Origin of the sequence: Pseudomonas sp. KBS0707, assembly GCF_005937945.2 — a bacterium.
GTDB classification, from domain to species: Bacteria; Pseudomonadota; Gammaproteobacteria; order Pseudomonadales; family Pseudomonadaceae; genus Aquipseudomonas; species Aquipseudomonas amygdali.
In genome coordinates, this window is sequence record NZ_CP041754.1 from 4,776,468 (window position 1) to 4,789,888 (window position 13,421).

The following is a 13,421-nucleotide window of genomic DNA, read 5'->3' on the forward strand; positions in this document are numbered from 1 at the left end:
CTAATCATAGCTCAGCGGTTGTATGATCACACCCTCAAAAGCGCCACCCGCCCAACAGCACTAACCTCAAACCGCTGCTGGTGTCGGTTGCTCGAGCAGTTTTGCGCCCTCGATACGCACATGCCGACCATGAAAGCGTTTGAGGCTGCTGCGATGTCCGATACTGACCAGCGTCAGACCGGGCAGGCCATCAATGATTGCGCGGTGCATGGCAGCCTCGTCATCCTCATCCATGGCCGAGGTGGCCTCATCCATATACAGCCAGCTTGGCGCGACCAGCAAGGCGCGAGCAAACGCCACTCGCTGCTGCTCGCCGGGCGACAGAAAGCGTTGCCAGTGATTGCTTTCATCCAGTCGCGGTATCAGGTGCTCCAGACGACACTGGTTCAGCACCTCTGCAAAGCATTCTGCCGGGTAGCGTTGCGCAGGTTGTGGATAACTCATTGCCTCACGCAAGGTGCCGATGGGCAGATAAGGCCGTTGCGGCAGGAACAGCGCCGTCCCTGTGGGCAAGCAAATCTGGCCCGAACCGTGCGGCCATAGACCACCGAAAGCCTTCAGTAACGAGCTTTTGCCACTGCCCGAGCGACCACTGAGCATCACTCGCTCTCCCGGACCGATATGCAGGTTGGCATCGCTCAACAGTTGACGCCCCCCTGCGAGGCTCAATTCCAGGCCACGCAGGTCCAGTGTGTCGTTAGCGTGAACCCTTTCAATGGCCGGTTGCTGCGCTTCATGATCAGTCATGGCCTGACGGAAGCTCAGCAGGCGGTCACAGGTGGCGCGCCATGAGGCCAGCGTGCTGTAGGCGCTGATGAACCAACTGAAGTTCTCCTGCACATTACCGAATGCCGAATTGATCTGCATCAGATCACCCAACTCGATCTTGCCCGAAAAATACCGCGGCGCAGCCACGATGAAAGGAAAGATCAGGGCAATCTGCGAATAACCCGATGTGAAGAACGTCAGTCGCTTCTGGACTTTCATGGATGCACGGAAGTTATTCCAGATCATCATGAAGCGCCCGCTGAGGCGCTGGTTTTCATTACGCTCGCCCTCGGACAAGGCAATACTTTCGGCGTTTTCCCGTACACGCACCAGAGCAAAACGCAGGTCCGCCTCAAAGCGCTCCTGTTGGTTGTTCAACGGGATCAGCCGCTTGCCGATCCAGTGCGTCAACAGGCTGCCGATAAGCGCATAAAGCAGGGCCGCCCAGAACATATAGCCGGGTATGGTGACCCCGAACAGTTCGATGCTGCCCGACACGCCCCAGAGAATGACCGAGAACGAGACAAGACTGACCACCGCACTCATCAAGCCAAGCCCCAGACTGAGGGTGCTGGTGGTGAACTCGTTGAGGTCTTCGGACAGACGCTGGTCGGGGTTGTCGGTATACCCGCCCTGCTCCAGGTGGTAGTAGTTCTTGTCTGCTAGCCAGCGGGCGAAGTGCTGTTCAGTCAGCCAGCGACGCCAGCGGATAGTCAGCAACTGGGTCAGGTACAGACGATAAACCGCTGCCAGAATGGCGATCGCGGCGATACCGCTGAAGTACAGGATCAGGTGGGTGAAGGCAGCCAGGTCCTTATTCTCCAGCGCGTTGTAAAAATCCCGATACCAGCTGTTGAAGAAGACCGACACTTGTACGCTGAACAGCGACAGCGCAATCACCGAAACCAGCAACAGCCAGGCGGTGACCTTTTCCTCACTGCGCCAATACGGCGTTATCAGCTTCCAGACGCGGTGTAGAAACGCCCCTTTCACAGTGTCGTTGACGGCAGAATATTCAGCATTGCGATTCATGTAGGTCAGGCTCGCTCTCTTTGAAAGTACGATGCCTGATCACAATGAAGCAAAAAAACGCCTATACGACCACTATGAAAAAACCTTCATTAACGCCGCACAGGGCGCTTCTGCAACTTGCGTTGCAAGGTCCGGCGATGCATGCCCAGCGCCCGGGCTGTGGCGGAAATATTGCCCTCGTGCTCGGTCAGCACGCGCTGGATGTGCTCCCACTGCAAGCGATCCACCGACATCGGATTCTCGGGGACCAGCGTGTCGAGGTTGGCGTGTTCGGACAGCAGAGCCGCCAGCACATCATCGGCATCAGCCGGTTTGCACAGGTAATTGCACGCGCCGCGCTTGATGGCTTCGACCGCCGTGGCAATGCTCGAATAACCGGTGAGGATCACCACACGCATGTCCGGGTCCATTTCCAGCAGCTTGGGCAGCAGCACCAGACCTGAATCGCCATCCATTTTCAGGTCCAGCGCGGCGTATTCAGGAATGTCCTGCTGCGCCAGCGCCAGGCCTTCCTCGGCTGAACCTGCGGTGCTCACGCGAAAACCACGACGGCTCATGGCCCTCGCCATTACACGGGTGAACGTCGCGTCGTCATCGACCAGCAACAGGTGCGGCAGCTCTTCGCCTTCAACCTGGATGTCTTCGTCACTCATGCTTCTTCTCCTCACGTATCTCGGGGCAGGCGCAGCTCGGTGAGCGTACCGCCTTCTTCATGACTGTAGAGCTTTACCGAGCCACCCGCACGGGTGACGCTGGCCTTGCTCAGAAACAGACCCAGGCCGAAACCTTTGCCCTTGGTAGTAAAGAACGGCTTGCCGATCTGTTCGGCAATTGCCAGCGGCACACCTGCGCCGTGGTCGCGAATACTGATACAGACTTCTGTGCTGTCCCAGTTCAGGTTGACTTCAAGGCCATCGGGGCAGGCGTCGGCCGCGTTGTTGAGCAGGTTGAGCAGCGCCTGGGTAAGGTCCGGTGGCGGGGCCAGCATCGGCACCTCGCCCTTGCCCAACTGGTAAAAGCGGTAGCTCACTTCCGGGCGCATCAAATGCCAACGGTTAAGGGATTCGTCCAGCCAGCGGGTGGCAGGCTGCTGCTCAACGGCCATGCGCCGGTTGGCTTCGGCGGCACGCACCAGTTGCTGAAGGGTCTGTTTGCACTGCTTGACCTGCTCCTGCAACACCGACAGGTCGTCCTGCAAAGCAGGGTCACCTTGGTCCTGGCGCATTTCCTTGAGCAGCACGCTCATGGTCGCCAGTGGAGTGCCCAGTTCATGGGCCGCGCCTGCGGCCTGGGTCGCGACGGCAAGCAGCTGTTGATCGCGCAAGCCCTCCTCCCGGCGCTCGGCGCGCAACTGCTCCTGGCGACGCAGCTCTTCGGCCATCTTTGCCGCGAAAAAGGTGATGACGGAAGCCGCCAGCGCAAAACTCAGCCACATGCCGTAGACCTGCATGTTTTCCCGGGCAATGGAGTCGGTTTCCAGCGGGTACGAGCGCACCATCAGCAAGGTGTACATGCTCAGCGCAAAGCCGGACAGGATCAGCGAGTAACGCCACGGCAGTGTGGCGGCGGCAATGGTCAGCGGCACCAGATAATAAGACACGAACGGGTTGGCCGAGCCGCCCGAGTAATACAGCAGCGCGCTGTGAATCAGCAGGTCCAGCGCCAGTTGCAGCGCATATTCGAGCTCAGTGAGCGGCAGCGAGGTGCGCAGACGAATGACTGTCAGCCCGCACAGGACCAGCGAACAGCCCAGGGTGATCGACAGTTGCAGCCACGGCAGTGGCAGAAAGTCGAACAGCCAGGCCATACCTACCGAGCCGGCTTGCGCGGCCAGCACCAGAATACGGATGAATGTCAGGCGCCACAGGTTTTGACGTGTGGCCGAAAGCATTTGAACGGGGGCGAGCATGAGCTCTCCTGATGAGTGCTCCAGGCGGATCGCAGCGAGTATAACCAAGCGAGAGGCAAAACTGGAAAAGTGCGTCAACGCACCGCACACCAGAGCAGTCCGGCATCGCAGGAACCGGGCCAAAGCGCTACAGTCAGAACACTTTGCGCCGAGCGACACGTGTCGCAGGCCGTTTGATAACAAGGAGCTCTCATGTTCAATCTTCGCCCTGCTGCCACGCTCGTCGCGCTGGCCGCCGCCCTGTCCAGCCTGCCGGCCCTGGCTGAAGAAGCCCGCTACAACCAGATTTCCTTGCGCGCCGAGGTCAATCAGGAAGTCCAGCGCGACCTGATGCTGGTTACCCTTTATACCGAAGCACAGGACAGCGACCCTGCCAAACTGGCAGCTCAGATCACTGAAACCCTGAACAAGGCTCTGGGCCAGGCGCGGCAGGTCAAGGATGTGAAGATCCGTCAGGGCAGCCGCAACAGCTATCCGGTTTACGACGACAAAGGGCAGAAGATCACCGGCTGGCGTGAACGCGCCGAGCTGCGTCTGGAAAGTGCGGACTTTGCGGTACTTTCGAAGCTGACCGGCGAGCTGCTGACGGATCTGAAAATGGGCGGCATGGACTTCTCGATCTCGCCATCGACCCGCAAGACCAGCGAAGACGCCCTGCTCAAGGACGCCGTGACTGCGTTCAAGGCCCGAGCGCAACTGGTCACAGAAGCCTTGGGCGGCACGGGTTACAAGCTGGTTAACCTGAACCTGAACACCTCGGGCTACCCGCAGCCGTATCTGCGCGCACCGGTGATGATGATGGCAAAATCCTCGCGGGAAGACTCAGCGCCAACACCCGATGTCGAAGCGGGCACCAGCCAGGTCAGCGTTGCAGCCGATGGCGTGATTGAAGTCGCGATTCCCTGAGAAACGGTCATCATTTATTCCGAGCCCGGAAACCGGAGCTCAATCAGCACAACTATCGCTCCCATGCTCTGCGTGGGAATGCAGTTACCGACGCTCTGCGTCCAATATTGAGAACGCAGCACTACGCGAGGGATCCATGGGACACACACTCTTCAAACCGCTGCTGCTGACCTCCGCTCTGCTGGCCTGCGCACCTCTGGCCCAGGCGGCCAGCACACTGGTGTATTGCTCGGAAGCCAGCCCAGCCGGGTTCGACCCCAGTCAGTACACCAGCGGCACCGACTTCGATGCCTCGGCCGAAACCGTCTTCAACCGCCTGACCCAATTCAAGCGTGGCGGCACGGAAGTGGAGCCAGGCCTGGCTACTCGCTGGGACGTCTCGCCGGATGGCCTGACCTACACGTTTCATCTGCGCGACGGCGTGAAGTTTCACACCGCGGACTACTTCACTCCTACTCGCGCATTCAACGCGGACGACGTGCTGTTCACGTTCAACCGCCTGCTCGACGCCAACCATCCGTTCCGCAAGGCCTACCCGTCCGAGTCGCCCTACTTCACTGACATGGGTCTGAACACAACGATCAAGAGCGTCGAGAAAGTCGACCCGCTGACCGTCAAGTTCACCCTGAACAACATTGACGCTGCGTTCGTGCAGAACCTGGCCATGAGCTTCGCGTCCATCCAGTCTGCCGAATACGCCGACCAGTTGCTCAAGGAAGGCAAGGCCGAGGACTTGAACCAGAAGCCGATCGGCACTGGCCCGTTCGTCTTCAAACGCTACCAGAAAGACTCGCAGATCCGTTACGCGGGCAACACCGAGTACTGGAAGCCCGAGGACGTGAAGATCGACAATCTGATCTTCTCGATCAGCAGCGATGCCGCAGTGCGCATGCAGAAGCTCAAGGCTGGCGAATGTCAGGTCAGCGGCTATCCGCGTCCGCAGGACATCGAAGAAATGAAAAAGGACCCGAAACTCAAGGTCCTCAGCCAGCCGGGCTTCAACCTGGGGTTCCTCGCCTACAACGTCACCCATGCGCCGCTTGATCAGCTCAAGGTGCGCCAGGCGCTGGACATGGCTATCGATAAACCGGCGATTATCAAAGCGGTTTACCAGAGCGCCGGTCAACTGGCCGAAAACGCCTTGCCGCCGGGTCAGTGGAGCTATGACCCGACGATCAAGGATGCCCCTCACGATCTGACCAAGGCAAAGCAACTGCTCAAGGAAGCAGGCGTGGCACCGGGCACGAAAATCGACCTGTGGGCCATGACCGTACAGCGCGCCTCGAACCCCAATGCGCGCATGTCTGCACAGATGATTCAGTCCGACTGGGAAAAGATCGGCATCAAGGCCAACATCGTCAGCTACGAGTGGGGCGAATACATCAAGCGCGCCAAGGCAGGCGAGCATGACGCGATGATCTACGGCTGGACAGGTGACAACGGCGACCCTGACAACTGGCTAGGTGTGCTGTACAGCTGTGCAGCCGTCAAAGGCAGCAACTACGCCAAGTGGTGTGACCCGGCCTACGACAAGCTGGTGCAGCAGGCCAAGCTGACCAGTAACCGCGACGAGCGCATCAAGCTCTATCAGCAGGCCCAGCACATTCTCAAGCAGCAGGTACCGATCACACCTATTGCCAACTCGAAGGTGTTTCAGCCGATGCGCCAGGAAGTGCAGGACTTCAAGATCAGCCCATTCGGTCTGACACCCTTCTATGGTGTCAGCCTGGGAACAGTGAAGTAACAACATGGCTCCAACCGGGTGCATTTTTCTCACCCGGTTGCGCCTTAACGGTGCGTGAAACGTTTCAAAAAACGACACGCAAACGATCAACAGGGTCGAAAATTACACTTTCGCGACATTCCTGTACGATCGTGCCACTCTTTGTCGCTTCTTTGGCGTCACTGTCTTGCTTTGGGTATGGCCCCTGCATAAGTATCGGATGGATCGGCTCACGAGGTCGTTCCCTCTAATCAAAATGACAACAACTGAGGCAACCATGCTCAAACACGCGGTCATTCCGTTTCTGGTCGGCGCCAGCCTGCTCGCCAGTGCTCCTTTTGCTCACGCAGCTTCGAATCTGGTGTTCTGCTCCGAGGGCAGCCCTGCCGGATTCGATCCGGGTCAATACACCACAGGTACTGACTTCGACGCCGCAGCAGAGACCATTTTCAACCGCCTGAGCCAGTTTGAACGCGGCGGCACCGCCGTGGTGCCCGGCCTGGCAACCAAGTGGGACATTTCTGATGATGGCCTGACGTACACCTTCCACCTTCGCGAAGGCGTCAAGTTTCACACCACGCCCTACTTCAAGCCGACCCGTGAATTCAATGCCGATGACGTGCTGTTCACGTTCAATCGCATGATCGACAAGGACATGCCTTACCGCAAAGCGTATCCGACCGAATTCCCGTACTTCACTGATATGGGTATGGACACCAACATCACCAAGATCGAAAAAGTCGACGACCACACCGTCAAGTTCACTCTTGGCAAAGTCGACGCTGCGTTCATCCAGAACATGGCAATGAGCTTCGCGTCCATCCAGTCCGCAGAGTACGCCGCCAAGCTGCTCAAGGAAGGCAAGCCGGAACTGATCAACCAGCAGCCTATCGGCACCGGTCCGTTTGTGTTCAAGAGCTACCAGAAAGACTCCAATATTCGTTACACCGGCAACAAGGACTATTGGAAGCCTGAAGACGTCAAGGTCGACAACCTGATCTTCGCCATCACCACCGACGCCTCGGTGCGCATGCAGAAGCTCAAGAAAAACGAATGCCAGATCACCGCTTACCCACGTCCTGCCGACCTTGAGCCACTCAAGGCCGACAAAAACCTGAAGATGCCTGATCAGGCTGGCTTCAACCTGGGTTACATCGCCTACAACGTGATGCCTGAGATCAAGGGCGAAGACCATCCAAATCCCCTGGCTCAGTTGAAAGTGCGCCAAGCGCTGGACATGGCGGTCAACAAGCAGCAGATCATCGACTCGGTTTACCAGGGTGCAGGTCAATTGGCGGTCAACGCCATGCCGCCGACCCAGTGGTCCTATGACACCACCATCAAGGATGCCAAGTACGATCCCGAAAAAGCTCGCGAGCTGCTCAAGGAAGCGGGCATCAAGGAAGGCACCGAAATCACCCTGTGGGCGATGCCGGTTCAGCGTCCTTACAACCCCAACGCCAAACTGATGGCCGAAATGCTCCAGAACGACTGGAAGAAGATCGGTATCAACGCCAAGATCGTCAGCTATGAATGGGGCGAGTACATCAAGCGCGCCAAGAATGGCGAGAACGGCGCCATGCTGATTGGCTGGAGCGGCGATAACGGTGACCCCGACAACTGGCTCGGCACCCTGTTCGGCTGTGACGCCCTGAACGGCAACAACTTTGCCAAATGGTGTGACAAGCCGTTCGACACGCTGATCCATCAGGCCAAGGAAACGTCCGATCAGGCCAAGCGCACCGAGCTGTACAAACAGGCGCAACACCTCCTGAAAGACGCAGTGCCGATGACGCCTATTGCGCACTCGACTGTCTACCAGCCCATGCGCATTAGCGTACAGGACTTCAAGATCAGCCCGTTTGGCTTGAATTCCTTCTACGGCGTGAGCGTAACCGGGAAATAAAACCGGCGGCAGGCTGCGCCGCCCAACCGGCGCAGCTTGCCGTTCTACCTGAACATGAGCCCCGAGCAGTTGGTTGAAAAAGTGTCGATATTGGCACTCTTCGACTATCACTAAGATATTTCCTACGCACTTTGCTGCCTGCGAGCCTATATACCGCGCGTCTTTGGCGAATTACCGTCCTGAGGTCGCGGCAACTGGCAGGAAGCCAGCCGCTTCGTGGCCGTTGTAACCCAATGTGTGCGGACAGGTTGTTCGGAAATCTTTTTCGTATCTGCGCCTTCGGGCCAGTTAGACATTCGAGCCTCGGCTCGTCCTTTGAAGGATAGGGATCATCATGCGTAAAACTCTTGCGATGACGTCGTGCCTGGGGCTGTTTGCACTTGCCCCGTTTGCCCAGGCGGCAAGCAATCTGGTGTTCTGCTCCGAAGCAAGTCCGGCTGGCTTCGACGGTGCGCAATACACCTCATCCACGGATAACGATGCATCAGAGCCGATCTACAACCGTCTGACCGAGTTCAAGCAGGGCGATACCAGCGTGGTTCCGGGGCTGGCTACTTCATGGGATGTTTCGCAAGACGGTCTGACCTACACGTTTCATCTGCGCGAAGGCGTGAAGTTTCACAGCAACAAGAACTTCAAGCCCAGCCGTGATTTCAATGCCGACGACGTGCTGTTCACCTTCAACCGCATGCTCAACCCCGACCATCCGTTTCGCAAAGCCTACCCGACCGAGTTCCCCTACTTCACCAGTATGGGCCTGAACAAAAAGATCAAATCCATCGACAAGACCGACCCGCTGACCGTGGTGTTCACCCTCAATACGGTCGATGCAGCGTTCATCCAGAACATCGCGATGAACTTCGCCGGGATCCTGTCCGCCGAATACGCCGAACAACTGATGGCCAAGGGTGATGTACGCGACATCAACCAGCAACCGATTGGCACGGGGCCTTTCGTATTCCAGCGCTATCAGAAAGACTCGCAGGTTCGTTACAAGGGCAACAAGGAGTTCTGGGATCCGAGCCGGGTGAAGATCGACCAGTTGATTTTCGCCATCGTGACCGACGCCTCTGCCCGCATGCAGAAGCTCAAGGCCAACGAGTGCCAGGTCTCGGTCAACCCGCGTCCGGCAGACCTCGCCAGCCTCAAGGAAGACAAAAGCCTGCAGATCATCGAGAAGCCAGGCTTCAACCTCGGCTACATCTCCTACAACGTGCGCCACGAGCCGCTCGGCAAGCTGGAAGTGCGCCAGGCGCTGGACATGGCCGTCAACAAGAAGGCAATCATCAACGCGGTTTATCAGGGCGCAGGACAGCTGGCAGTCAATGCCATGCCGCCAACCCAGTGGTCCTACGATGACAGCATCAAGGACGCGCCTTATGACCCGGAAAAAGCCAAAACCCTGCTGCGCGCGGCTGGCGTCAAGGAAGGCACCGAACTGACCCTCTGGGCCATGCCAGTCCAGCGTCCTTACAACCCCAACGCCAAGCTGATGGCCGAGATGCTGCAGGCCGACTGGGCCAAGGTCGGCATCAAAGTCCGGATCGTCAGTTACGAATGGGGTGAATACCTCAAGCGCACCAAGAATGGCGAACACGATATCTCGCTGATCGGCTGGACCGGCGACAACGGTGACCCGGACAACTGGCTGGGCACGCTGTACAGCTGCGCAGCCATTGGTGGTAACAACTACTCGATGTGGTGCGACGAAAAATACGACAAGCTGATCAAGGCCGCCGTCGCTGTCACCGACCGCGAGCAGCGTACCGACCTGTACAAACAGGCGCAACGCTACCTCAAGGAACAGGTGCCGATCACCCCGATTGCCCACTCGACGGTCAATCAGCCGTTGCGCGCCGAGGTCAGGGACTTCCACGTCAGCCCGTTTGGTCGCAACCACTTTTCAGGCGTCAGCATCGCCGACTGATCAGAAACTCCGCATGCCCTCGCCGTCTTGTGTCACGGCGAGAGCCAGCACTTGCGCGTTTATACCGATAACAACGCAGGGCCCAAAGCCCTGCACCACCAAAAGCCAGGCTTAAGAACTGGCATATAAAAAAGTGATAAAGGGAGCTGCACATCGTGAAAACAACAAGCACTGCGTTATTGGCCTTATCTCTCTCGTCGTTCGGCGCATTGGTTCAGGCAGAGCCAGCCAGCCAGACGTTCATACCGACCGAGCTAAGTTCGAAGAATGCACAGGCCGACGCCAATGGCTTTATCGAAGATCAACACCTGACCGGCACGACCCGCAACTGGTACGCCAACGAACTGAAGCGTCGTGGCGAGGTTTTCCGCTACAACGACAACGGCATCGCTGAGCAGACCTCGCGTCGTATCAACTGGCAGCAGGGCACCATCGTCAACTACACCTCTGGCTACACGCAGGGCGTTGTAGGTTTCGCCACCGAGCTGGCACTGTACAACGCCATTGCGCTGGACCGTGACACCGATGACTTTGCAGGCAGTTCCAACCGGACCCTGGCCCACCGTGACGGCGATGCAGTCGGTCAGTGGAGCAAAATGGGCCTGGGCAACGTCAAGGCGCGAGTCTCCAACACCGTCCTGACCATGGGTCGCCAATCGGTTAACACCCCGGTCATCGCCTTCATTGGCAACCGCGCACTGCCTTCCAGCTTCCAGGGTGTTGCCGTACAGAGCGACGAGCTCAACAACCTGTCGTTTCAAGCCGGTAGCTTCGACCGCGTATCACCACGTATGGAACAGAGTCTGGACAAGTTCCGCTCCGAGTACGGTGATCGCAGCCAGACCGCCGACCGCCTGGACATGTTCGGCGCTGACTACAAGCCGACCGACAGCCTGACTACCAGCTTTTATGCATCGAATCTGGAAGATTTCTGGCACCAGTACTACTTCGGCTTCACCCACGAACTGGGTGACAGCAAGGCACTGGCGCTCAGCACCAACCTGAACTACTACAAGACCAAGGACTCCGGTCAAAGCAAACAGGGCCCTATCGACAACGATACCTACAGCCTGTCGTTCACCGGTACGCATAACGCTCACAGCATCAGCCTTGCCTATCAGCAAGTGTCTGGCGATGAGTATTTCGACTATGCGCACGACACCAACGCAATCTTCCTGGCCAACTCCCTGCTCTCGGACTTCAACGGCCCGAACGAGAAATCCCTGCAGATCGCCTACGTACTGAACATGGCCGAATATGGCGTGCCGGGCCTGAAGTTCAACATTTACCAGGCGCGCGGCTGGGACATCGACGGTACCAAATATAAAGGCAACGTCTACGGCGACGTCCAGACAATCAATGGCGTTCGGACAGCGAGCGGCGTAAACGCAATGGACGGCGAGACTCACTACGAATACGGTATCGGTACGTCGTACTCCGTGCAGTCCGGCCCGCTCAAGGCCACTGCCATCCGCGCCACTTACACCACACACCGCGCCAGCGAGAATCAGGCTGATGGCAACATCAACGAATTCCGTCTGGTGACCACCGTTCCGTTCAACATTCTTTGATTCGCTGAAAACCGTTCTGGTGCAAGGCAACAGCCTTGCGCCAGAACATCACCATCGGCGTCAACTCTATGGAGGGTTCACAATGAAACTGTTATCGCTACGCAACTTGATCGCCCTGGCCCTGCTCAGCGTCGCCGTCAGTGTTTCGGCAAACCCCCCGGTGCTCTGCACCGAAGCCAGCCCCGAAGGCTTCGACATGGTGCAATACACAACAGCCGTGACGGCCGACGCCGTGGCTGAAACCGTATTCAATCGCCTGGCAGATTTCAAACCCGGCACCACGGAAGTTATTCCAGCGCTGGCTGAATCCTGGGACATCAGCGAAGACGGTCTGACCTACACTTTCCACCTGCGCAAAGGCGTCAAGTTCCACACCACCGACTACTTCAAACCGACCCGCGACATGAATGCCGACGATGTGCTCTGGAGTTTTCAGCGTCAGCTGGACCCGAAACACCCGTGGCATGACAAGTCGAGCGTCGGCTTCCCCTACTTTGAAAGCATGGGCTTCAAAGAGCTGCTGAAAAGCGTCGAGAAAACTGACGACTACACCGTCAAGTTCACCCTGACCCGCCGCGAAGCGCCATTCCTGGCCGACCTGGCCATGGCGTTCGCCTCTATCTACCCGGCGGAATATGCCGACCAGTTGTTGAAAGCCGACAAGACCAACGATCTAAACAGCAAGCCAATCGGCACCGGCCCGTTCATCTTCCAGCGCTATGCCAAGGATGCGCAGGTACGCTTCAAGGCCAACCCGGATTACTTCCGCGGCAAGCCGCCTGCCGAAGCATTGATTCTGGCCATCGCCACCGACAACAACGTGCGCCTGCAGAAACTCAAGGCCAACGAATGTCAGATCGCGCTGTACCCAAAGCCGGACGACGTGCCGAGCATCAAGAAAGACCCGAATCTGAAAATCGATGAAATGGAGGCCATGACCACCGGCTATATTGCGATCAACACCACGCACAAATATTTGAGCGATGTGCGGGTACGCAAAGCCATTGACATGACGTTCGACAAGAACGCTTATGTCAACGCGGTGTTCGGCAAGGGTAATGCGCTGGTAGCAGTCAACCCGTATCCGCCGACCCTGCTGGGTTACAACAACAGCCTGAAGAATCCGCCGGTCGACCTCGACAAGGCACGCGCCTTGCTGAAGGAAGCAGGCGTGCCGGAAGGCACCACGTTTACCCTGTTCACCCGCAACGGCGGTGGCCCGACCAACCCTAACCCGATGCTCGGCGCGCAAATGATGCAGTCCGACCTGGCAAAGATCGGCATCAAGATCGACATTCGCGTCATGGAATGGGGCGAAATGCTCAAACGCGCCAAGAATGGCGAACATGACATGGTGTCTGCCGGCTGGGCAGGCGACAATGGCGACCCGGACAACTTCCTGACCCCGATGCTTAGTTGTGAAGCGGCGAAAAACGGCGAGAACTATGCACGCTGGTGCAATGCCGAATTCCAGACGCTGATCGACAAGGCCCGCGAAACAGTGAACCCGCAGGAGCGTGCGACGCTCTATGAGCAAGCTCAGGCAATATTCAACAAGGACCAGCCGTGGATCAGTATGGCTCACACCAGAATGTTCACGGCCACGCGTAAAAATGTGGAGGGCTACCAAATCAGCCCGCTCACAACCAACAACTTCGCCACTACCCAGGTGAAGTAGA

At 57.8% G+C, this 13,421-nt stretch carries 9 protein-coding genes; 6 read left to right on the plus strand and 3 right to left on the minus strand.

Annotation, left to right across the window (positions count from 1 at the left end):
• Positions 1-66: 66 nt before the first annotated feature.
• The 3 genes from FFH21_RS22730 to FFH21_RS22745 form a co-directional block, all read right to left on the minus strand.
• Entirely contained in the window at positions 67-1,800 is a 1,734-nt protein-coding gene (locus FFH21_RS22730; protein ID WP_004666233.1) for an ABC transporter ATP-binding protein/permease, read from the minus strand.
• A gap of 89 nt (positions 1,801-1,889) precedes the next feature.
• Positions 1,890-2,453, minus strand: a complete 564-nt coding sequence (locus tag FFH21_RS22740; protein WP_002555185.1) for a response regulator transcription factor — start codon at positions 2,451-2,453, stop codon at positions 1,890-1,892.
• An 11-nt stretch (positions 2,454-2,464) separates the two neighbouring features.
• Positions 2,465-3,709 carry an ATP-binding protein gene (locus FFH21_RS22745; RefSeq protein ID WP_011169484.1) on the minus strand — a complete coding sequence of 415 codons (1,245 nt, stop codon included), beginning with the start codon at positions 3,707-3,709 and terminating at the stop codon, positions 2,465-2,467.
• 192 nt (positions 3,710-3,901) lie between these two features.
• Between FFH21_RS22745 and FFH21_RS22750 the strand changes: the two genes are divergently transcribed.
• The 6 genes from FFH21_RS22750 (at position 3,902) to FFH21_RS22775 (ending at position 13,420) form a co-directional block, all read left to right on the plus strand.
• Positions 3,902-4,615, plus strand: a complete 714-nt coding sequence (locus FFH21_RS22750; RefSeq protein WP_004656764.1) for an SIMPL domain-containing protein — start codon at positions 3,902-3,904, stop codon at positions 4,613-4,615.
• A gap of 136 nt (positions 4,616-4,751) precedes the next feature.
• Complete coding sequence (locus tag FFH21_RS22755; RefSeq protein WP_004656766.1) at positions 4,752-6,359, plus strand: ABC transporter substrate-binding protein; 1,608 nt, start codon at positions 4,752-4,754, stop codon at positions 6,357-6,359.
• 256 nt (positions 6,360-6,615) lie between these two features.
• Positions 6,616-8,244, plus strand: a complete 1,629-nt coding sequence (locus tag FFH21_RS22760; RefSeq protein WP_004666235.1) for an ABC transporter substrate-binding protein — start codon at positions 6,616-6,618, stop codon at positions 8,242-8,244.
• A gap of 334 nt (positions 8,245-8,578) precedes the next feature.
• Positions 8,579-10,171 (plus strand): ABC transporter substrate-binding protein, encoded by a 1,593-nt coding sequence (locus FFH21_RS22765; RefSeq protein ID WP_011169487.1) that lies wholly within the window; start codon positions 8,579-8,581, stop codon positions 10,169-10,171.
• 155 nt (positions 10,172-10,326) lie between these two features.
• The gene (locus FFH21_RS22770; RefSeq protein ID WP_004656773.1) at positions 10,327-11,742 is read left to right on the plus strand and encodes an OprD family porin; all 1,416 of its coding nucleotides are present in this window, start codon (positions 10,327-10,329) and stop codon (positions 11,740-11,742) included.
• 82 nt (positions 11,743-11,824) lie between these two features.
• Positions 11,825-13,420: an ABC transporter substrate-binding protein gene (locus FFH21_RS22775; RefSeq protein WP_011169488.1), complete on the plus strand. Its 1,596-nt coding sequence runs from the start codon at positions 11,825-11,827 to the stop codon at positions 13,418-13,420.
• Position 13,421 lies beyond the last annotated feature (1 nt).

Bases quoted from the DNA above. Each gene is read 5' to 3' on its own strand.
- FFH21_RS22765 (WP_011169487.1), top strand. From the start codon at position 8,579: ATGCGTAAAACTCTTGCGATGACGTCGTGCCTGGGGCTGTTTGCACTT.
- FFH21_RS22745 (WP_011169484.1), bottom strand. From the start codon at position 3,709: ATGCTCGCCCCCGTTCAAATGCTTTCGGCCACACGTCAAAACCTGTGG.
- FFH21_RS22730 (WP_004666233.1), bottom strand. From the start codon at position 1,800: ATGAATCGCAATGCTGAATATTCTGCCGTCAACGACACTGTGAAAGGG.
- FFH21_RS22760 (WP_004666235.1), top strand. From the start codon at position 6,616: ATGCTCAAACACGCGGTCATTCCGTTTCTGGTCGGCGCCAGCCTGCTC.
- FFH21_RS22740 (WP_002555185.1), bottom strand. From the start codon at position 2,453: ATGAGTGACGAAGACATCCAGGTTGAAGGCGAAGAGCTGCCGCACCTG.
- FFH21_RS22775 (WP_011169488.1), top strand. From the start codon at position 11,825: ATGAAACTGTTATCGCTACGCAACTTGATCGCCCTGGCCCTGCTCAGC.
- FFH21_RS22755 (WP_004656766.1), top strand. From the start codon at position 4,752: ATGGGACACACACTCTTCAAACCGCTGCTGCTGACCTCCGCTCTGCTG.
- FFH21_RS22750 (WP_004656764.1), top strand. From the start codon at position 3,902: ATGTTCAATCTTCGCCCTGCTGCCACGCTCGTCGCGCTGGCCGCCGCC.